This window comes from Bacteroidota bacterium, from assembly GCA_040388375.1.
In the GTDB taxonomy this organism is placed as follows: Bacteria; Bacteroidota; Bacteroidia; order UKL13-3; family UKL13-3; genus JAAFJM01.
Window position 1 is genome coordinate 566092 of record JAZKBU010000003.1, and the last position, 22451, is coordinate 588542.

Annotated in this window: 22 protein-coding genes; 6 read left to right on the forward strand and 16 right to left on the reverse strand. The window is 34.0% G+C overall.

The genetic code is table 11. From position 1 onward, the window contains the following. The first annotated feature begins 22 nt into the window (after positions 1 to 22). The 4 genes from rpsD (at position 23) to V4538_05495 (ending at position 3421) form a co-directional block, all read left to right on the forward strand. On the forward strand, positions 23 to 634 hold the full coding sequence (gene rpsD, locus V4538_05480; protein ID MES2380472.1) for a 30S ribosomal protein S4: 612 nt from the start codon (positions 23 to 25) through the stop codon (positions 632 to 634). A 25-nt stretch (positions 635 to 659) separates the two neighbouring features. Next, positions 660 to 1652, forward strand: coding sequence for a DNA-directed RNA polymerase subunit alpha (locus V4538_05485; GenBank protein MES2380473.1), 993 nt, complete (start codon positions 660 to 662; stop codon positions 1650 to 1652). Between the two features lie 38 nt (positions 1653 to 1690). Continuing rightward, entirely contained in the window at positions 1691 to 2158 is a 468-nt protein-coding gene (rplQ, locus tag V4538_05490; protein ID MES2380474.1) for a 50S ribosomal protein L17, read from the forward strand. A 159-nt stretch (positions 2159 to 2317) separates the two neighbouring features. Next, a complete protein-coding gene (locus tag V4538_05495) occupies positions 2318 to 3421 on the forward strand; it encodes an MraY family glycosyltransferase (GenBank protein ID MES2380475.1) in 1104 nt (367 codons plus the stop codon). A 7-nt stretch (positions 3422 to 3428) separates the two neighbouring features. Here the strand turns inward: V4538_05495 and V4538_05500 are convergent, their stop codons facing one another. The 5 genes from V4538_05500 to V4538_05520 form a co-directional block, all read right to left on the reverse strand. Next, positions 3429 to 4517: a mechanosensitive ion channel family protein gene (locus V4538_05500; protein ID MES2380476.1), complete on the reverse strand. Its 1089-nt coding sequence runs from the start codon at positions 4515 to 4517 to the stop codon at positions 3429 to 3431. A gap of 63 nt (positions 4518 to 4580) precedes the next feature. After that, entirely contained in the window at positions 4581 to 5819 is a 1239-nt protein-coding gene (locus tag V4538_05505; protein ID MES2380477.1) for a Glu/Leu/Phe/Val dehydrogenase dimerization domain-containing protein, read from the reverse strand. 37 nt (positions 5820 to 5856) lie between these two features. Then, positions 5857 to 6933 carry an anhydro-N-acetylmuramic acid kinase gene (locus V4538_05510; GenBank protein MES2380478.1) on the reverse strand — a complete coding sequence of 359 codons (1077 nt, stop codon included), beginning with the start codon at positions 6931 to 6933 and terminating at the stop codon, positions 5857 to 5859. Between the two features lie 161 nt (positions 6934 to 7094). Next, complete coding sequence (locus V4538_05515) at positions 7095 to 7772, reverse strand: response regulator transcription factor (protein MES2380479.1); 678 nt, start codon at positions 7770 to 7772, stop codon at positions 7095 to 7097. A gap of 6 nt (positions 7773 to 7778) precedes the next feature. Continuing rightward, positions 7779 to 9044, reverse strand: a complete 1266-nt coding sequence (locus V4538_05520) for a HAMP domain-containing sensor histidine kinase (GenBank protein ID MES2380480.1) — start codon at positions 9042 to 9044, stop codon at positions 7779 to 7781. A gap of 156 nt (positions 9045 to 9200) precedes the next feature. Here V4538_05520 and V4538_05525 point away from each other — a divergent pair, with 156 nt between their 5' ends. Both V4538_05525 and V4538_05530 read left to right on the forward strand, forming a co-directional pair. After that, positions 9201 to 9644, forward strand: a complete 444-nt coding sequence (locus V4538_05525; protein MES2380481.1) for a DUF1573 domain-containing protein — start codon at positions 9201 to 9203, stop codon at positions 9642 to 9644. A 205-nt stretch (positions 9645 to 9849) separates the two neighbouring features. Next, positions 9850 to 12243: a Smr/MutS family protein gene (locus V4538_05530; protein MES2380482.1), complete on the forward strand. Its 2394-nt coding sequence runs from the start codon at positions 9850 to 9852 to the stop codon at positions 12241 to 12243. Between the two features lie 8 nt (positions 12244 to 12251). On the opposite strand, the gene V4538_05535 is transcribed toward V4538_05530, so the two are convergent. The 11 genes from V4538_05535 to V4538_05585 form a co-directional block, all read right to left on the reverse strand. Continuing rightward, positions 12252 to 13403, reverse strand: coding sequence for a sterol desaturase family protein (locus V4538_05535; protein MES2380483.1), 1152 nt, complete (start codon positions 13401 to 13403; stop codon positions 12252 to 12254). Positions 13404 to 13468: 65 nt separating this feature from the next. Beyond that, on the reverse strand, positions 13469 to 14386 hold the full coding sequence (locus V4538_05540; protein ID MES2380484.1) for an EamA family transporter: 918 nt from the start codon (positions 14384 to 14386) through the stop codon (positions 13469 to 13471). Beyond that, a complete protein-coding gene (locus tag V4538_05545; GenBank protein ID MES2380485.1) occupies positions 14386 to 14937 on the reverse strand; it encodes a DUF420 domain-containing protein in 552 nt (183 codons plus the stop codon). The genes V4538_05540 and V4538_05545 overlap by 1 nt, the downstream gene beginning before the upstream one ends. Continuing rightward, on the reverse strand, positions 14915 to 15562 hold the full coding sequence (locus tag V4538_05550) for an SCO family protein (GenBank protein ID MES2380486.1): 648 nt from the start codon (positions 15560 to 15562) through the stop codon (positions 14915 to 14917). The genes V4538_05545 and V4538_05550 overlap by 23 nt, the downstream gene beginning before the upstream one ends. A 48-nt stretch (positions 15563 to 15610) precedes the next feature. Beyond that, complete coding sequence (locus V4538_05555) at positions 15611 to 15943, reverse strand: cytochrome C oxidase subunit IV family protein (protein ID MES2380487.1); 333 nt, start codon at positions 15941 to 15943, stop codon at positions 15611 to 15613. A gap of 47 nt (positions 15944 to 15990) precedes the next feature. Continuing rightward, entirely contained in the window at positions 15991 to 16749 is a 759-nt protein-coding gene (locus V4538_05560; protein MES2380488.1) for a cytochrome c oxidase subunit 3, read from the reverse strand. 34 nt (positions 16750 to 16783) lie between these two features. After that, positions 16784 to 17368: a cytochrome c oxidase subunit 3 gene (locus V4538_05565; GenBank protein MES2380489.1), complete on the reverse strand. Its 585-nt coding sequence runs from the start codon at positions 17366 to 17368 to the stop codon at positions 16784 to 16786. Further along, positions 17369 to 18271 (reverse strand): heme o synthase, encoded by a 903-nt coding sequence (gene cyoE, locus V4538_05570; protein ID MES2380490.1) that lies wholly within the window; start codon positions 18269 to 18271, stop codon positions 17369 to 17371. It abuts the gene before it with no gap. 18 nt (positions 18272 to 18289) lie between these two features. Then, the gene (locus V4538_05575) at positions 18290 to 19261 is read right to left on the reverse strand and encodes a COX15/CtaA family protein (protein MES2380491.1); all 972 of its coding nucleotides are present in this window, start codon (positions 19259 to 19261) and stop codon (positions 18290 to 18292) included. A gap of 73 nt (positions 19262 to 19334) precedes the next feature. Beyond that, on the reverse strand, positions 19335 to 21236 hold the full coding sequence (locus tag V4538_05580; GenBank protein MES2380492.1) for a cbb3-type cytochrome c oxidase subunit I: 1902 nt from the start codon (positions 21234 to 21236) through the stop codon (positions 19335 to 19337). Positions 21237 to 21290: 54 nt separating this feature from the next. After that, positions 21291 to 22433 carry a cytochrome c oxidase subunit II gene (locus V4538_05585; protein ID MES2380493.1) on the reverse strand — a complete coding sequence of 381 codons (1143 nt, stop codon included), beginning with the start codon at positions 22431 to 22433 and terminating at the stop codon, positions 21291 to 21293. Between the last annotated feature and the right edge of the window lie 18 nt (positions 22434 to 22451).

The window sequence follows — 22451 nt, forward strand, 5'->3', positions numbered from 1 at the left end:
ATTAATTAAGAAAGTTTAGAAAATGGCAAGATATATAGGTCCAAAAACCAAAATAGCAAGACGCTTTAAAGATCCAATTTTTGGCGATGATAAATATTACGAAAAACGTAGTAATATTCCTCCGGGACAACACGGTAACGCTAGAAGAAGAACAAAACAAACAGAATATGCTATCCAGTTAGGTGAAAAGCAAAAAGCTAAATTTACCTACGGTGTTTTAGAACGTCAGTTCTACAAAATATTTGAAGAAGCTGTTAGAAGAAAAGGTGTTACAGGTGAGAATTTGATTAAATTTTTAGAGGCTCGCTTAGATAATACTGTTTACCGTTTAGGTTTAGCAGGAACAAGAGCAGCAGCTCGTCAATTAGTTGGCCACCGTCACGTAACTGTAAATGGAAAAGTAGTTAATATTTCTTCTTATACTTTACGTCCAGGTGATGTTGTAGGTGTTAGAGAAAAATCAAAATCGTTGGAGTCAATTAATGATAATTTAGCTACCAGCAATGCTAAAAAATTCAATTGGTTAACTTGGGATGCTGTAACTATGAGCGGAACGTTTATTTCTTTACCGGAGCGTGATCAAGTTCCTGAAAATATAAAAGAACAGTTAATTGTAGAGTTGTACTCTAAATAATAAATAATTAAAACAAATATTATAAATGGCAATACTTGCTTTTCAAAAGCCCGATAAGGTTATCATGCATAAAGATACTGACTTTTTTGGTCAGTTCGAATTCCGCCCTTTGGAAAAAGGTTATGGAGTGACTATTGGTAACTCATTAAGAAGAATCCTTTTATCATCGTTAGAAGGCTACGCCATAACTTCAGTAAAAATAACTGGTGTTGATCATGAGTTTTCTACCATTAAAGGTGTTATTGAAGATGTAACTGAACTTGTTTTAAATTTGAAACAAGTACGTTTTAAACGCACCATGGATGGTGTTGATAACGAAAAGATATACATTAACATTAAAGGACAAGAACAATTTAATGCGGGTGATATTGCTAAACATACCAACGCTTATAAAATCTTAAATCCAGAGTTAGTTATTTGCAACATGGAAAGTTCAGTTCATTTAGAAATTGAACTAGTTGTAGAAAAAGGACGTGGTTATTTACCGGCTGATGAGAATCGTTCTAAAGATTCAGTTGTTGGTGTAATACCTATTGATGCGATTTTTACGCCAATCAAAAACGTTAAATATTCTGTAGAAGATTACCGTGTTGAGCAAAAAACCGATTATGAAAAGTTAACCATTGAAATTAACACTGATGGTTCTATTCATCCTGAAGAGGCTTTGAAAGAAGCTGCTAAAATATTAATTCAACATTTTATGTTATTCAGTGATGAGTTAATTACTTTAGATACTCAGGTAAAAGAAATTCCACAAGAAGTTGATGAAAACTTATTGCACGTTCGTAAGATTTTAAAAACACCTTTATCGGATTTAGATTTATCAGTTAGAGCATACAATTGCTTAAAAGCTGCTGATATTAAATCTTTATCAGAATTAGTTAGCTATGATATTGCAGATTTATTGAAATTCAGAAATTTCGGTAAAAAATCTTTATCAGAGTTAGAAGAACTTGTTCGCGACAAAGGTTTAACATTTGGAATGGATGTTGCAAAATTTAAATTAAATGAAGACTAGTCGTAGTTGTTTAAACTACGTAATAAAGAAATAAGAAAATGAGACACGGAAACAAACTTAATCACTTAGGTAGAACTGCAACTCACAGAAAGGCTATGATGGCTAATATGGCTTCATCGCTAATTATGCATAAGAGAATAACAACTACTTTGGCAAAAGCAAAAGCATTGCGTACATATGCAGAGCCTTTAATAACAAAATCGAAAGATGATACAACACATAGCCGCAGAACAGTATTTGCTTACTTAAAGCAAGCTGAAGCGGTAAAAGAATTATTTGGTGTTGTGGCTCCTAAAATTGCTGACAGACCGGGTGGATATACCAGAGTTTTAAAATTAATGAACCGTCAAGGTGATAACGCTGAAATGGCAATTATTGAGTTAGTTGATTTCAATGAAGCAATGTTATCGTTAAAAACGGCTAAAACAGCTGCCAAGAAAACAAGACGTGGTAAAGTTAAAAAGGAGGAAACTTCTTCAACTACACCGACTGAAACTGCTGAATAAAATTTACTTAAAACCCTTACTTATTAAAAGTAAGGGTTTTTTTATGTGAATAACCGTTTTTAAATTCTAATTTAATAATCTTTGTAAAATTTTTAATGGGTAAAATTAAATGTTTGGTTTTCCCTATATGCTTCCCTACATTGCATTTTTAATTACTCTATGCAGCATATCATCCTTGTTTTTATAACTTCGTTTATTGGCGTGTTATTTGGATTACCATCGGTAATAACAGTCGCAAAACTTAAAGGACTATTTGACTCTCATAATGATAGAAAGCTTCATAAGAATAAAATTCCCCGTTTAGGTGGAGTTGCCATATTCACGGCTTTCAGCGTAGCTTCTTGTTTGTGGTGTGATCCGTCTTTACCAAGACTTCAATATCTTTCTGCAGGACTTATTATATTATTCTTTGCTGGTTTGAAAGATGATATTATTATTCTTTCTCCCATTAATAAATTACTGGTACAAATATTTGTAGCTTGTTTGGTATGTATACCTGAAGGCATTAGAATAACTAATTTTCATGGCTTATTTGGCTTGCACGAGTTATCAATTTATTCGAGTGTATTGTTAAGTATTTTTACCCTTATTGTAATTACCAATGCTTTTAACTTAATAGATGGTGTGGATGGTTTAGCGGGTGGTTTGGGTTTTATTATTTCATTAAGCTATGCTTTGTGGTTTTACTTTACTGGCGATTTAGGATGGGCTTCATTAAGCTTTGCGTTGGCGGGCGCTTTATTTGGCTTTTTGTTTTTTAATTTTTCGCCTGCAAAAATATTTATGGGCGATGCTGGTTCCTTAACTATAGGGTTTCTGATATCTATATTTTCTATTAAATTCATTGAATCAGGTTTGGTGAACAGAAGTACCGATTTAACTATTTCAACGGCTCCCGCAATAGCTATTGCCATTTTAATTGTTCCTTTGTACGATACACTGCGTGTTTTCCTGGTAAGGGCATTCAAAAAACAATCTCCATTCAAAGCGGATAGAAACCATATTCACCATTGGTTATTGAAAATAGGATTAAGCCACAGAGAGGTTTGTTATGCTTTATATGCAACCAATGTGTTGTTTATTACTGTTGCTTATTTATTGCGTAATACTGAAATATTGATTTTAACCGGTATTGTTATTAGCTTAGCTATTATATTAGGTCAACTGCCTATATACATTTATCAGCATAAAATTGCTGATATTGATGCCGACAATCAGGATATTGAAATGGAAATTGAAGAGTTATTAAATAAAAAGAACTAATTAAAGTTTAGTCTTCATTTTTATTTACATACACTGTTTGCGTTGGATATGCAAACTGACAATCATTGCTTTCAACCACTTTCATAATAGCTATATTTATATCTTCTCTTACTGCAACCATGTCTTCGTATTTGTTAGTACGTACAAAGTAAATTACTAATATTACCAATGAACTTGTATCAAAGTCGGTGAAGTTTACTGTAATGTCAGGACTGGTATGTGGGTGTTGCTCTATTATTTGTTTTATCTGACTAATAATATTAAGAATGGAATCGGACTTACTTTTATAGGTTAGGTTAAGCGTAAACTTAACGCGTCTTTCTGTACTTTGCGATATATTGTTTAAAGTAGAATCGACCATTTTTTTGTTTGGAACGGTTACCAAAGTTTTATCTAAGGTTCTTACGCGGGTTGTTCTAAACCCAACTCTTTCCACTATTCCTTTTACATCGGAAATTTCAATTTGATCGCCTGCTTTAAAAGGTTTATCTAAATAAATAATAAAAGATCCAAAAAGATTTGCAATGGTATCCTGTGCAGCTAATGCTATGGCTAAACCTCCAATTCCTAAACTGGCAATTAAAGCTGTTATGTTTACCTCAAAGGCTAATCGCAACATGATGAAAAAAGCTAATATAACAACAGTAATTTTGCCCAGTTCTTTCATAAACCGTATTAAATCAATGTTTGATTTATCGCTATCATCTTCTATGAATACGTAAGCCATAAAATCGGCTGATTTGAGCAATAGTTTTGCAATTACTATAATGAGAGCTATTTCAAAAACAGCTTCTATAATCCATCTGATACCGAAATGTTCAATGGCATCAAAATTCCAGCTTATAGGAAAGTTTAACCGGTTAAAAGCGGTGTATAAAATAATTAGTGATAATAGCTGTTCAATGGGCTTTCTAAATAGCTCTAAGAATTTATCGTAATACCTATTTTGGGAAATACTTTTAAAAATACGGAAGGTTTGTTTGCTGATTAATGTAGCAAATAATCGTTTTAGTAGAAAGCCTACCAGTATAATGGATAAGCATATGAGATACTCTCGTAATGGGTTTTCTAAAAAGGTATTATTAAGTACTTCCATATTTTAAATTGTTTATTGTTTAAAAGGCCGGGAAACGAATATTTCCCAGCCTTTTATTGTGTATTATTTAACTAAGTTTACCAAGGCCATTTCTAATCCTTTTTTTAGTAAACCATTGTGTTTAGGATTGAATTGGTGCAAACGCATTAATGCTTGCCAGATAATTTTTGAAGCATCTTTAAAAATAGCTTCATCACTTAGGTCAACTTCATTATTACTTTGGCAATAAGCAAAAACCCTTGCCATACCACAATTGGCAATAAAGTCAGGAATAATAGCTACCTGATCGTCTGTGTAATTTGCAATCGGACCCATGAATATTTCTTCATCGGCAAAAGGAACGTTGGCACCACAACTTATTACTTCTAAATCATTTAAAGCCATTCTATCAATTTGTTCTTTGGTAACAAGTCTTGATGCAGCAGCCGGTACAAATATTTCAGCACCTAAATCCCAAATTTTAGCATTTACTTCTTCGTAGCTTAGCATATCAGGATGTACTAAGGTGTTTCCTTGTTTATTTAAGAAAAGGTCTTTTATTTCTTCTTTGGTAAAGCCTGTGTTTTTTATTAAACCACCATTGCGGTCAATAATTCCCACTATCATTACACCATATAAACTTAGGTAATAGGCAGCAGCAGCTCCTACATTTCCCCAACCTTGAATAATGGCACGTTTCATAGTAATGTTACCACCCCAAATACCATAGTAATGGCGTACTCCTTCAGCTACTCCAAAACCTGTAATCATATCGGCTGTAACTAAGTTGTTATCGGCAGTTGGTACAAAACGTAAATCGGTTAATTTTTTTGACACACCTTCACGTAAATTATCAATACGTTTTTGTTTGTCTGCTGCATTTAATTTAAAATGGCCATTTACAGTTCCTTCTTGCGGATGTAATAAGCCTAACTTTTCAGTAATTGGAATTACTTCATGAATTTCATCTACGTTTAAGTCACCACCTGTACCATAGTAAGTTTTTAGTAAAGGCATAACTGCGGTGTACCAACGCTCTAAAACACCTTTTTTACGTGGATCTGTAGGGTCAAAGTTGATACCTGATTTTGCACCTCCGATGGGAGGGCCCGCAACGGTAAATTTTATTTCCATTGTTTTAGCCAATGAAGTTACCTCATGCTTGTTTAAACCTTTACGCATGCGTGTTCCTCCGCCTGCTGAGCCTCCTTTTAAAGAGTTGATTACTACCCAGCCCTCGGCTTCAGTTTCACTATCTTTCCACTCGAAAACAATTTCTGGTTGTTTGTCTTCGTACTTCTTAATTAGTTTTTGTAATTGCATATTTGTTTTGTTATGGTTAACCTACAAGTTGAGTTAACTAAATTATTGTATTGAAATTTCCATGTAGTGCTCCGCCTATACTATCGCGGCTGGCACCTGTTACACTGCTTAAAATATTGTTTTCGTTTCGTAAGCGTAATATGCCTAAGAAAGCAAAAATTAAAGCCTCTTTATAATTCACTAAAGTAGCTTCAGGAATTACAATCTGGCAGCTTGTTTTCTTTTGTAAAGTTTCTATTAAGAAGGTGTTGAAAGCACCACCTCCGGTTACTAATATTTTTTGTATGTTGTAATGGTTTAAAACATCAGCTATTTGTGTAGCTATATGTTCCACGAGCGTAGCCATTTTTTCTGGTTCGCTGGTATCTAAATAGTTTTTTACAATGGGCCAAAAGGAAGTGTTAATCCATTCTCTACCCAATGATTTGGCTCCTTTTTTCTGGTAAAAAGGAATTTCGTTTAGCTCCGATAAAAGTTCTGTATCAACTTCAGCGCTGGCGGCTATTTTACCTCCATCATCAAAAGGAAGTTTTAACCAGCGGGCTACGCGGTTTAAAACGATATTACACGGTGAAATATCAAAAGCGGTAATGCCTTGCTGACTGTTAAAGCTTATATTGGAAATGCCACCCAGATTCAGGCAGGCATCGTATTCTGTAAATAGAAATTTATCGCCAATGGGAACCAATGGTGCTCCCTGCCCCCCAAGCATAACATCTATATTTCTAAAATTGGTTACAACGGGCAAGCCACTTTCAGCATTTAGTCCTGCACCACAACCTATTTGTGCAGTAAAACCTTGTTCCGGCTGGTGAAAAATAGTATGGCCATGTGAGGCTACAAAATCGACAGTTAGTTTATATTCCTGAACAAATTTTTTGACCAATTGACCTAAATAACGACCGTAAAAAGCATCGGTTTTTGGATAAATTTCAATAGGTTGTTTGTAAAGTTGCGAAAGCCTGACTCTCCATTTTTCATCATAGGGAATTGTTTGCGCAGCTACAATTTTATACTCCCAAGTGGTATTAACTAACTCAAACTCGCAGTACGCTAAATCAACACCATCCATAGATGAGCCACTCATAACGCCAATAACTCGGTATTTGTTCATTTTGATTTTGAAAAAATAGTGCGCGAATATATCATAAATAATATTGCCTGATGCGCTTTTTTGCTATTTTATATGAGCGGGAAATATGATTTTAACCTATTTAACAGGAAAGGGAAATAAATACATTTTTTTATGGTTTTTGCCTGAACTTTCAGAATGGCTTATTTTAAACTAAACATAAAGCCTATGCCATGGTAATTAATAATTTCTATATTGTTATCGTGGGCTAAATATTTTCGGAGTCTGGAAATAAATACATCCATGCTTCGGCCTGCAAAATAATCATCACTTCCCCATATTTGTTTTAAAATATCCTCTCGTTTCACCATTTTGTTTTTGCTTTCGCACAATAACTTTAATAGATTAGCTTCTTTTTGAGTTAAACGCTTTAATGCCTTTTCGTGTGTTAATTCAAGGTTTGGATAATTAAACTGGTAAGAACATAAATTGTAAATACTGGCCACTGATTCTTTGCCCGTACGTTTTAAAAACACTTTTATTCTTAATACTAATTCTTCCATGTTAAAAGGTTTTACCATATAATCATCGGCACCTATTTGAAAACCTTTTATTTTATCTTCTTTCATGCTTTTGGCGGTTAAAAAAATAATGGGTATTTCTTTGTTTATCTGTCGTACTTTTTCTGTTAATGTAAATCCATCTTGTTTGGGTAGCATTACATCAAATACGCAAATATCGAAGTTGGTTTTTTCGAAAGCTGTCCAAGCCAGTTCTCCATCTTCGCATAAGTGCACATCAAAATCATGTTGCACCAAATTGTCTTTTATTACAAAGCCTAAATTAACATCATCTTCTACTAGTAAAATTTTTGTTTTCATGTAAATTTATGCAATGGGTAAGTTTACAATAAATGTGGTTCCTTTATTTAATTCGCTGCTCACGGTAATATTCCCTTTATGGGCTTTGGCAATTAATATAGCATAGTTTAAGCCTATACCAAATCCTTTTGTATTGTGTATATTACCTGTTGGCACTCTATAAAATTTATCGAATATTTTTTTCTGGTTTTCTTTTGATATACCAAAACCATCATCGGTAAAATGGATGCTGATAGCAAGAGGTGTTTTATACAAAATATTTATGTTTATAGTGAGGTCTGTGGCACTATATTTAATGGAGTTGTCTATAATATTTGAAATCATATTGCCTATATGCAATTTGTCGGCAACAATGGATTGATGGGTAGTTTCGGGTGTGAAATGCAATTGTATATTTTTATGGGTATTGTTATGAATTAACTGGGTTGATATTTTTTGTATCATTTCATGCAGGTCAAACTTTTCTAAATTAAGCTTGAGTTTACTTTCTGATTCAGCAATGGATAAAACACGCTCTATATGATTTTTTAGTTTGGACGCTTCGTCAATAATAATGGTTGAATAATTTAATAAACGTTGCGGACTATCTAATATTTGCGGATCTTTTAAGGTTTGTGCTGATATGCTTATCGTAGTGAGTGGTGTCCTTATTTCATGTGCCATGTTATTGATAAAATCGCGCTGGATTTCTGATAAGCGTTTTTGCTTCAATATGACAAACAAGCTGTAGCTAAAGAAAATAACAATGATTAAGATAATGGCTGATGAATATAACCAAAGCGCCATTTGCCCGACTATGCCTATTGTTTTATGTGGAAAGTAAACGGTAAAATAATAGTTATCGGCTTTCCATTGCGGCCAATTGGTTTTATCTACCGGTGCATCATTTCCTTCACCATCTACATAACCACCATACATTATTTTTTTATTGGAACAGTCGTAAATGCTGTATTCAAAACCTTGTTTTATATTGAATTTTTTAAGCTCGGTTTGTAAGTAGTGCTCCAATACTTCTGCATTAATCTGGTCGTTAACCATTACTGCATAATAGTTGGGCTTTAATTGTTTAACAGGGTCAACCGGAATGTTGGTTATGTTATTGTATTTTAAAATACCTTTTACTACTTCTTTTAAAGCAATGTTTACATTGGTGTCAAACTCTTGTTCATTGTTTTCATATGCTTTGCTAAACCAATATATCTGTATAACTACTATACCCATTATGGAGGTAAGTGCCAGTAATAAAAATATACTTAAGGTTCTTCTTTTCATTAATAAAAAGGGGGCTATTGAACAAATGTATATTTTTATTCAGTGCATTTAGAATTTGTTAAGATAATTAACAAATCATTAGGAAATATTCGCTACCCGTTAACAAAATGTATGCAATGGAAGCAACACATTTGTATCGTAATAAAAAACGAAACAATGAAAAAATTAATCTTAGCAGCAAGTGCTGCCGTGTTATTAAGTGGTATGCTTAATGCACAAAAACCAAATTTAACTACTGTAGCCATGGCTACAAGTCAACCAGCAAAAACTGCCGTATGTACCTGGGAAAAAATAACACACAATTTTGGTGGTATTGTACAAGGTAAACCGGTATCGGTTGTTTTTACTTTTACCAATACAGGTAATTCTCCTTTAATTATTGCCAGTGTTAATCCTTCGTGTGGATGTACTACTGAAGATTTTAGCAAGGAAAGCATTGCACCCGGTAAAAAAGGTTTTGTAAAGTTAACTTACAATGCAGCCGCAGTAGGTAGCTTTACCAAAACCACTACAGTAACTACCAATTCTGAGCCTAACAACTTTACTTTAACATTTAAAGGCGAAGTATTGGCCGCTGCTGCTCCGGAAGAGACTAAGTGAAATTTAATGAAATTGGTTTGTAAAAGATTTGATTGCTCCTAGGAGTGGTCAAATCTTTTTTGTTTCAGGGTAAAGTAAAATACTTGTGTTTTAGTAGATTTACTAGTGATTTTACCATTCGATATAACTCATAAAAATATTTAAATTGCGGCACTATAAAACATTTTTGTTTTAAACGTATTCAAGTATATAAAAGAAATTTACAGTGCCATATCCACAATCAATAGAACTTAAATTAGAGTTTAACCAAATAAAAGAATTAGTTGCCAAAAAATGTGTATCAACCTTAGGGCAGGGTTACATTGATAAAATACGATTTAACAATAAGTTTGATATTGTAGAACGTATGCTTTGGCAGGTAAATGAATTTAAAAATTTACTACAAACTGATACGCCTTTTCCGGCAGACCATTATTTTGATGTATTGCCTTATTTTAACAAGGCTAAAATTGAAGGTATGTGGTTGGCCGAAGATGAGCTCCATAAATTAAAGCTGGCTATTCAGTCGTTTTTGCAAATAGCTAAATATTTCAGAGACAGACCCGAAAAATACAAGCACCTGGAGGCTTTATTGGAAGGGTTGATGTATAATGATTTAATAGTAAGACGCATTGATAGGATTATAGACAATGAAGGTTTGTTGCGACCTAATGCTTCGCCTGAACTGGCTAAGATATCGGATAAAATTAACGAGAAGGAAAAAGAAGTAAGAAGGCGTATTCAATCTATTTATGATAAAGCTGTAAAGAATGATTATGCGGCTGCTGATTTGGAAATAACAGTACGCGATGGGCGTTTGGTAATTCCTGTACTGGCTGACCATAAAAGACATGTACAAGGTTTTGTGCACGATGAAAGTAATACGGGCCAAACGGTATATATAGAGCCAACAGAATGTTTTGAAATGAACAATTTAATACGTGAATTACAGTTGGCTTATCGCAGGGAACGTGAAAGAATATTATTGGAAATTACTGACCAGGTAAGGCCTGAAATTCCGGAGTTGGAAAGAAATATACAGCGCATGGGCTTGTTTGATTTTATAAGAGCCAAAGCTTTGTTGGCAATTGATTTAAATGCCAGTTTACCGGCATTAAGCAAACATGCTGTTGTTAATTTACGTACGGCTTATCATCCTTTATTAAAGCTTAATCACGAAAAAAATAAACAAACTATTGTTCCTTTAACTATTCAGTTGGAAGGAGAAAACAGGATAGCTGTTATATCGGGCCCTAATGCCGGAGGTAAATCAGTATGTTTAAAAACAGTAGGTTTATTGCAGTACATGTTGCAATGCGGACTTTTGGTATCGGCTAGCGCTGATAGCGAAATGGGTATTTTTAAAGATGTAATGGTTGATATTGGCGATGAACAAAGTATAGAAAACGATTTAAGTACATACAGTAGTCATTTACTACGGATGAAATACTTTACTGATTTTGCTGATGGTAAAACTTTGTTTTTAATTGATGAATTTGGTATGGGAACCGATCCTCAATTTGGTGGCCCATTAGCCGAGGCTATATTGAATCATATTAACCGTAAAAATAGTTTTGGTGTAGTAACCACCCACTTTAGTAACTTAAAAAACTTTGCCAATAATACCAAAGGTTTAATCAATGCAAGTATGCTTTTTGATAATGAAAAAATGCAACCATTGTATTTGCTTGAAATGGGTAAACCCGGTAGTAGTTATGCGTTTGAAATAGCCACTAAAACAGGTCTTGCACAAAGTATTATTAACTATGCAAAGGATAGAGTAGGCGTAAAACAAAAACGTGTGGATGATTTATTGATTGAAGTAGAGAAAGAACAAAAACATGTATTAGAACTACGACAACGTTTTGCGGAGAAAGAAGCAAAAGCGAATACGCTAATGGAGCAATACACGCAGCTGAAAGCTGACATGGAAGCCAATAAAAAGGTATTGATAAAACAAGCCAAGCAAGAAGCATTGGCCATTATTACGGAAGCCAATAGTAAAGTAGAAGCTGCTATACGAGAGGTAAAACAAAACCAGGCTGATGCGGAAACACAACGCAAAGCAAGAACAGAGATAAAGGAACAGATAGCACAGTTGAGCCAGGATGTGAAGGAAGCCGAGATTGAGCAAAATGAAAAACCAAAGGTATTGAACGATGCATTGAAAGTGGGTTCATTTGTAATTGTAGAAGGGCAACAAAGTATTGGCGAAGTGTTAGCTATCAATAAAAATAAAGTAACGGTAGCTTTTGGTGATTTGCGTACCATGGTTGATGTGAAAAAACTGCAGGTAGTAGCTAAATCAAAAGCTGTTAGTCAAATGAAAGCGGGTAGCCAGGGAATTAACTTAAACGATAAAATGAAGGACTTTAACCCGGAGCTGAACCTGATAGGAACTCGCGGTGATGAAGCCATGAAACGTTTGCAACAATATATTGACGATGCTTATTTGTTAGGCTTTAAACAAGTGCGTATTGTACATGGAAAAGGTTATGGCGTATTGCGCAAGTTGGTGAGGGAAACACTAAACAACAGCCCTTTGGTTTCATCTATTCAAAACGAACATATTGAAATGGGTGGCGATGGAGCCAGTATCATTAACCTAAAAGTGAACTAAGCAGCATATTATCTACTGCTTTCTTTTCCTTCGTCCAATTGGTTTTTAAATGGATTGTGTTTAAAAGGATAAACCAATTGCTTGGTATAACCTTTTGGAAACTGGGCTTCATCTAAGCCAGTTCCTTTAGGCCAAACCTTATCAGGTAAATAGTAAGTGCCAAATATTTTATCAATAAAAGGAAAGAATACTGCAAAGTTTTTTCCGTAGTGTTCCTTTTCAATACAGTGGTGCCAATGGTGGTATTGAGGTGTAGTAATTAAATACTTCAAAAAGCCAATATTGATTTTTGTATTGGCATGTATAAATACCGCATGAATGGCTATAACAAAAATATAAATATTGAAAATAATAGGAGAGAAGCCACAAACATACAATGGAATAAAAGTAATGGAACGGGTAAAGAAAATATCAATAAAATGAGTACGTGAGCCAGCTAACCAATCCATGGATTGTGTAGAGTGATGGACTGCATGAAAACGCCATAAATAATGATGCGAATGAAAAAAACGGTGCGCCCAGTATTGGAATAAATCAGTTACAAAAAAGGCTAAAAACAACTCGACAACAAATGGCAGTTGTTGAATCCATAATTGAAAAGAGGCTAAGTTTAAAGAACCAAAAAATAAAACGGCAGGTTGTTGGGTAATAACTCCAAAAAACTGAATACATAAATGGCTAATGGTAAAATAAATCAAATCAGTTCGCCATTCTTTATGGAACCTGTCCTGCTCTTCTCGTTTAGGAAAAACCATTTCAATAGGAATAAAAATAATAGCCATTAACAATAAATCAAGTAACAACCAATCCAAGCCTAAGTGCCAGTTTGCTTTTTCAACAGCTCGTCCCTGTACATCAAAACCACCAATGACAACGGTAATACAAGCTATAAAGATACCAACAATACCCCTGGTTCTTTTGCTACTTAACAATACATTGCTTAATCCGAAAATAAACGATAGAATAATGACAGCTGTTAGCAACCATTTCATTGATTTGGCAGTATAAACTTCTCTAAACTCAGGTGTAGTAAATACTTCAGGAAAGTAAAAGCAGATAACGCCACCTAAAGCTAACAGACTGAGGAAAATGGATAAATAGCCACTGACTATTCCTTTACCTATAGCATAGCGTTGAACAAACGAATTGATTGCAGACATATATTACATATTTTAAAGCAATGTAATAAATCTATAAACAATCAAAAACAGTAAAGCAGGTATTTTTATTTTGGCTCTTTAACTTTTGCTTTTTGCCCTACCAGGTAAACACCTAAAATAGTTAAAAGCATAGCCAGTAAAGTTTCTGTATTTATAATTTCATTCAAGAATAAATAACCCAATAAAACAGCCACTATGGTATTGAAGTAAGCGTAGGTAGCAACCAATGCAGCAGGTAATGCCTGCAGTATATACATAAAGCATCCGTATGCCAATAATGAACCAAACGTTACCAAATAAATAAGGGCAATAATAGAATCCGTACTTGGGTTAAAATGCCCCCAATCGCCATTAATACTTGCAATTATAAAAAGTATAATAGAACCCGGAATCATTTGTAAGCCCGCAGTATATAAAACAGGAAATTCACTTTTACTTGATTTAGAAAAAATAGTGCCTAACGACCAACATATATTAGAAGCCATCACTGCAATTAATCCCCACAAATAAGTTTTATCTGAAAGTAAATTAATACGGTCCTTAAAAATTAAGTATTGAGCAACAAGGCATATTAGAAAACCAATCCACATTATTTTAGTTACTTTTTCCTTATAACCGAAAGCCATATTAAGCAATACTATCCATAAAGGAGTTAAAGCACTTATTAGCGCAGCCAATCCGCTATCAACCCACTGCATACCCCAACTGATTAATCCATTGCCGCCAACAAGCATCAAAATACCATTTAAGCTATATTGTTTAAACTGACTCCAGTTAGGCAAGCCTACTTTTTTAAAAACAATAAAATAACCACAAATAAGAATACCAGCTATTCCGTGCCTGAAAGCGGCTAATAAAAAAGGGGGGAAACTATACGTTTCATCGCCAGTAATACCAACCCTTATAGCTAAAAAAGTAGTTCCCCAAAAAAAGGCTACTGCTATAAAAGCTAAATACGCTTTCAGTTTAGGATGCTTAAACACTAAAATGGATAATAAGGACTAATCATAGCATAAACTATAACACCTGTTACAGTAACATATAACCAAATAGGGTAGGTGAAGCGAACCAGTTTTTTATGCTTCTCTACATTCATTTGTAAGCCCCAGTAAAACGATAACAATATTAAAGGCAGTACCGATGCTGCCAAAATAATATGACTAATAAGTATAATTAAGTACAAAGTCCTATTTGGATTATCAAGAGGAAAACTAGTTTCGTTAGCCACCCAGTGGTATGTAATATAGCTTAGTAAAAACAAGGCTGATAAAACAAAAGCAGTTAAATTAACTGCTTTATGAGCTTTAATATTTTTTTGTTTAATAAAGTACAACGAAACTAGTAACAGTATAGAACAAGTACCATTAATAAAAGCATTTAGTGTAGGTAGTAAAGTAGCCCAAACAGGTAATACACTTGGGCGGGGTAATATTTTTTGATTCAGTATAATAACGGCAATAAGCACAACTGCCGATAAAATCATAACCACATTAAATACTAATTTATCCTGTTTATTTTGGTTGGTGGTATTCATATAATAAAACTTTTAATTCATCATTTAACCTTTTCATATCATTATTGTCCAATCCATTGTAAAGGCCACGTATATGGCGGCTTTTATCAATTAACAATATTTGTTGACTATGGTCTATTGTGCTATCTTCAATGGCAACAGGTAATAAAAAGCCTTGGCCAATTTTAAACAGGTTGGCTTTATCAGTACGGCAAAAATGCCAGATAGTGCTATCCGCTTTAAACTGTTGTGCATATTTTGCTAGTACCTGTGTACTATCATTATCAGGGTCAACAGAGAAAGAAACAAACTTAACCTCGCTCCATTCTTTAGCCTTGTTATATATTTCAGCTAATTTATAATTCATAGTCGGGCAAATATCTTTACAGCTGGTAAAAAAGAAATTAGCTATTATAATATTATCCGTGAGCATACTTGAATTAAGTTCTTTGCCCATTTGGTCTGTTACGCTAAATACGGGCGCCTGATAGTAAATAGTATCTTTTATATCAATACCATTTGGTTCAACTTTTTCGCCTAAATAAGGTAAGCGTCTGAAATTTTGCTTACTGGCTTTCAATAAAAAAAAGATAGCAACTGGAATTACTAATAAACCAGTTGCTACCCAAAACGATTTTCTTTTCATTATTTGATTAAAATATTAAAACCCCTTACGAGGTTTTAAATGATGATATTATTTACCGCTAAATAAATTGAATGTATAGCCAGCTTCAGTTAAAGCCAACCATATTAAGAAGCCAACAAATAGCATTGGAGTAATAATAATCCAAACTAAAAATTTGCGTTCAAATTTCATATGCATAAATACAGATACAATGTAAAATGCTTTTACAATACCTAAAACTACAAACAAAATATTTTTGTAAATAGAGTGTGATGAAAGCAATACAAAGTATAAAACAATATCTACTAAAGTTAAGGCCAATAAAACCCAAAATGTACGCCAAATTTGGCTTTTCATATCCGCGGGTGATTCGGTGTGTTCTAAATGTTCTACGTGATCCATGATAAATTTTTTTATTATTTGATGAATAAACTCTTTTTAAAAACTAATTATATTAAATAGAAGAATGTAAATACAAACACCCAAACTAAGTCAACAAAATGCCAGTATAAACCAACTTTTTCAACCATTTCATAATGGCCTCTTTTTTCATACGTATCATTTACTACGTTTAAGTAAATAATAATATTAATAACTACTCCCGAAAGTACGTGAGTTCCGTGAAAGCCCGTTACAATAAAAAACAAAGCAGCAAAAGCAGTTGGTCCAAACGGGTTGCTATGCAATGAAGCACCTTCACCAATAAACTGACTCCACTCCCAAGCTTGGCAACCTAAAAAGGCAGCACCACCAATAATGGTCCAAATCATATATTTTTCTACTTCTTTTTTAGCCATTCTATGTCCGGCTTCTACCGCTAATACCATAGTTACTGAACTAAAAATAAGTATAAAGGTCATTAAACTCACAAACATTAACGGTAAGTGAATACCATGTATAAAAGGAAAATGGTTAAATACCAACTCAGGTGAAGGCCAACGCTCAGTAGTAAACATACCGGCTTTTTGCATTTCTTCAGAAAAATTATGCGCTACATGCGAGAAAGGTTTAACAATTGTGTTAGGCAATGACGATGTAAAAGTAAATCGTACAAAACCATAGGCCACTAATAATGATGAAAAAGTAAACGCATCTGATAGTAAGAAAATCCACATCATTAATTTACCGTAACTAACACTGAAGGGTGATTTTCCACCTCCCCATGTTTTTTTGCTGTCGTCCGTTGTTAAAGTAGCTGTATTTGCCATTATTTTATATTTGTTTCAGTTTTAATAATTTTAATTAGCGGTTCAATAATAAAAATACAAAAAGATATATCCAAAGAATACCTACAAAATGCCAGTAAGTATTGCACATGGCAATACCTCTTAAAGCTTTTCTATGTATTTTAAATCTAAACGATTGAACCAGTATAGTTAATAAATAAATTAATCCAATAATTACGTGTAATATGTGTACGCCACTTATTACATATACAAATGAACCACTCGGATTGGCAAAGCCAAAATAAATGCCATTGTATACCATTTGTCCCCATCCCCAATACTGCATAACAGCAAAAAGAACACCCAACGCAAAAGTAATAGTCAATGCAATTTTGGTTTGTCCTATTTCATCCTTTTTTGCAGCTATATATGCCCATTGCATAAAAACACTGCTCAATACAATTACACCAGTGCTTAGCATAAACATAATAGGTAAATCAAACACTACCCATTCGCCTTCGCCCCTGCGTACTATATAAGCACTTGTAAAACCAGCAAAAAGCATTATGCTACTTACCAATAATAACCATAGCACAAACTTTTTAGGTTCTACACCTGGCTCACGCTCATCAATCATTTGTTTATTCAAAGTTTGAATCATTTAAATTTTATCAATTAAATAAAATAGTTGAACAATAGGTAGATAAACAATAGCTGCAAGCATTAGCTTTTTAGCATCAGCTAACTCACAACTTTTATATAATTTATAGGCGTAATAACTAAAGTATAAAGCTCCAAAAACAGCTACTACTGCAGCTACAATTCCCGAAATACCAAATATAGTTGGTAGTATACCAATAGGAACTAACAACAACGAAAATAATAAACACTGAAAAGCAGTTTTCTTGGTTCTTCCAGGGTTAAAAGGAAGCATTTTAAAACCAGCTTTTTTATAATCATCTTCCAATAACCAGGCTATACTCCAAAAATGAGGAAACTGCCATACAAACTGAACAGTAAATAATATAATAGCAGCTAAGTCAATTCTGTTAGTATAAGCAACCCAACCCAACATAGTAGGAAAGGCACCGGGAAAAGCACCAACAAATACCGAAATAGGCGTAATGCGTTTAAGAGGTGTATATACAAATGCATAACTTAATAACGATACCAAAGCCAAAGCACCACTTAGTTTATTTAAAAATATACCAATTAATAGAACCCCAATGAGTCCCATAATAGTAGAACTAATACCAGCTTCCATTACACTCATACGACCGGTTGAAACAGGTCTGTTTGCAGTACGAGTCATTAGTTTATCGTAATCCTTTTCTATAATTTGGTTAATACCATTGGCAGCACCAGTAACCAGTAACCCAGCAAAGCCCAGTATAAAAACTTCAAACCAATTAACTTTACCTTGGCTAGCAGTTAAATAAGTAATTACAGAGCTGAATACTACTAAGCTACTCAACCTGAACTTAATAAGTTGAGCGTAATCAGAGAACTTCAATTTCCATGAAGCTTCATAATTAATAGTAATATTATCGTTTACGTTTTTCAATTTGTTTTTTTTGTTTATTTAACTAACCAATTTGGTTTTGTTAAAAATTAATAAGCTTGTTAATATTTGCAAGCCAGCTGTTATACTTCCTATAGTTAAATGCAGCGCTGTAATTTGTTTTGGGAAACCCCAGTTAACCAATACCGCACCAGTAAAAGCTTGTGTACATAAAAGTAATATTACAGCCAAAGCACTTTTATATATCAATGAGTTTCTTTCAAACACACGTTTACACTTAATAAAAACGGCAATAGCAAGTGCTAAACTTAATACTGACCAGCTTCTATGTAACTTAAAAATAAACTCTTCAGAAAAAAACTTTGACCACTGACTTCTATAGTTTTCACCTAAAAGATTAGCAATGTGATCAACTTTTTCCCTAACCTGAGTACCACTAACTATTTGAATTAAAGTAACAGTTAAGGCTATAATGATTAAGTATTTTAAAGAACTATCTTTTTTTAACTGCGTGATATAAAATTGTTGAGATTGAGTAACCGTATATATGAGTAAAGCTACTATTAGTAAAGCTATCATCATATGTATTGTTATCATCCAAATTGCCAAATCAGACGAAACCACTTTAGCTCCAATCCAACCTTGAATGCCCACCAAAATAAAAGCAATAAAACTTAACCAAAAGGTTGAAGCCTGCGTTTTAAGATAGGGGAATGCAAATACCACCGTTAAAAAAACAAAGAACCCAATTAAAACCCCAACCAACCTATTTACATATTCAGTCCAGGTTTTAAAAGTATCAAAATCAGCAATCTGTTTACCTTGAACTGCAAATTTTGTTTTGTAATCAGTAGGAAGTTGATCAACACTAGTAGGTGGTACCCAACTACCAAAACATTTTGGCCAATCAGGGCAACCCATACCACTGCCGGTACTTCTTACCAATCCGCCTACAAAAATTAAGAAAAATATAGAAACAATGGTAGCAATACCAAAGCGTCTGAATCTATTTTCAAAATTGTTGTTAAGCATTTTTATGAATGATTTACTATCACTCTTTAAAAGAAAACACTAAACAATTGGTTTAGTGTTTTCTTGATTTTAATTATTGAGCAAATCCTAACCAACGTTTCACTAAGCTAAACATAACAACTTCTTCTTTTTGAATAGTTGGAGCAGCTTTGCGTTCTGGTATTGGAGTTACTTTAGGTTCTTGTAATGGATCAGTTTGTCCTTCGTCAGGAATGTTTTGAGGAATATAATCTTGTTCATGACCCGGTACACTGTAGTCATATGACCAACGGTATACATGAGGTATTTCACCTGGCCAGTTTCCGTGTAAGTGTTTAACAGGAGCAGTCCATTCCAATGTATTACTTTCCCAAGGATTTTGAACCGATTTTTTACCTTTAAAAATACTATAGAAGAAATTGAATAAGAATATAAACTGGGCAATACCACCTAGTATAGCTGCAAAAGTGATAAACTGGTTCATATCAACAAAAACATTGAATTGATCGTAAGCAGTATTAGCATAATATCTACGAGGTACACCAGCTAATCCCATAAAGTGCATTGGGAAAAACACACAATAAGCAGAAATAATAGTTAACCAAAAATGGATTTGACCTAAACTTTCGTTCAGCATACGGCCAAACATACGTGGGAACCAATGGTAAATACCACAAAGCATACCAAATATAGCAGCACTACCCATTACCAAATGGAAGTGAGCTACCACAAAGTAAGTATCATGTAAGTTAATGTCTAACGAAGCATTACCTAAGAAAATACCCGTTAAACCACCCGAAATAAAGAATGATACCAAACCGATTGCAAACATCATAGCCGGATTTAAACGCAAGTTACCTTGCCATAAAGTACCCAGGTAGTTAAATGTTTTTACAGCCGATGGAACCGCAATAATTAACGTTCCAAGCATAAACACCGAACCTAAAAATGGATTCATACCCGTAATAAACATGTGATGTCCCCATACGATGAAAGATAATATAGCAATAGCCATAATAGAACCAATCATCGCCCTGTAACCAAAAATAGGTTTACGAGAGTTAGTAGCAATTACCTCAGAAGTAATACCCAAAGCAGGTAATAAAATAATATATACCTCAGGGTGACCTAAGAACCAGAATAAATGTTGGAATAAAATAGGCGAACCACCAACTCTTTCAATACCACCCGCTAAGTCAGCAGGAATTTCATTCAAGTAGAAAGAAGTACCAAAACTTCTGTCAAATACCAATAATAAAGAACCTCCGAATAATACAGGGAAAGATAAAATACCTAAAATAGCAGTAAAAGTGAAAGCCCATATAGTTAAAGGCATTCTAGTCATTTTCATACCTTTGGTACGCATGTTAATTACCGTAGCTACATAGTTAATACCACCCAATAGTGATGACACAATGAAAAGAATCATTGAAACCAACCACATTGTCATACCAGTACCAGAGCCAGGAATAGCTTTAGGCAATGCCGACAATGGAGGATAAACTGTCCAACCTGCAGAAGCAGGGCCACCTTGTACAAACAATGAGCAAATTAAAACCGTTGACGACATGGCAAAAAACCAATATGAAAGCATGTTCATAAAAGGAGAAGCCATATCACGTGCACCAACCTGTAATGGAATTAATAAATTACTGAAAGTTCCACTCAAACCGGCTGTTAACACAAAAAATACCATGATAGTACCATGAATAGTAATCAAAGCCAAATAGAAATTCGGATCCAATTTACCATCTTTACCCCATTCGCCTAAAAGTGAGGCTAAAATTGGGAATTTAGTATCAGGAAAAGCTAGTTGTAAGCGGAAAATTAATGACATTAACATGCCTATTGTGCCCATAATGATACCAGTTATTAAAAACTGTTTAGAGATCATTTTATGGTCCATGCTAAAAACATACTTCGAGATGAAGGTTTCCTTGTGATGGCCGTGGTCATCGTGGTGTTGGCCTTCTTCATGATGTGCAGCTGCGCTCATATATTTATTTTTATTTGTTAATTATATCGTTTAAAACTCTAAATACGCTGTTATTTATTTTGATGCTAAGCCACTTGGCTTAAAGAAAGAAAATGCTTTGTTAGCTTCAGTTCCTTTTGCGGTTAAAGCAGGTTGTGCTTTAAGCCATTTTTCAAATTCTTCCTGAGTATCTACTACAATAGTCATTTTCATTCTGTAATGCGCACTACCACAAATTTTGTTACACAATAAAACGTAATCAAATTTAGGATTATCTGTTTTAGCACGCATTTCATTAGTAGTTAAAATAGGTTTGAAACTAAATTTAGTAGGTAAACCAGGTACCACATTCATTTGTACTCTAAAGTGAGGCATATAAGCAGAGTGAATAACATCTTTAGAACGGAAATGCAAATACAAATCCTTGTTAACAGGAACATGCATTTCAGTAGTTATTACATCATCACCGGCAAACTCTTTTAAACTATCAACACCTAAAGCATTTACAACACCAATTTGACGGAAATCGTATTTGCCTAATTTGTTGTCAGCACCGCTATAGCGAGCATTCCAAGCAAACTGGTAACCATACAACTCAATATTCATAGCATTTTCGCCTTTGTTTGAAGTCATATTGTTCCAAACAATTAAACCCCTAACAACCAATACCGTTAATACCAACGTAGGAATAATAGTCCAAATCAGCTCCAACTTGTGGTTATCAGGATAGTATAAAGCTTTTCTGTTTTTATTTTCTTTATATTTATAAGTATACCAAAACAATAAAATTTGAGTAATTACAAAAACAATCCCTGTTAAAACCAAGGTAATCATAAACATGTTATCATATTCATCCGAATGAGCAGAGGCAGCAGGTAAATTGAATACCGTTAATTTGCTATGAGCCATGAACTCCCATGTTGTAGCGCCCAATCCGGCAACTAAAAATACAATAGCCATAACTGCATTAATTCTGCCCCAGTTAATTACTGGTTTGTTTTGAACATCACCAACTTTCGATAAAATATCGAAAACCATTCCGATAATAAATACCAATAATATGGCAATACCTGCTATTAGCCAGTTGATATTACTAGCAGTTGTGCTAACTGTTTCGTTTGTTTCTTCGCTTACTACCTGAGCAAAGCTAGACAGTGAGCTAAATAGCAAAAACACTATCACAAATACATAAGATGCTTTAAAGTTAAAATGCTTCATTAGTATGTTATTTTTAAT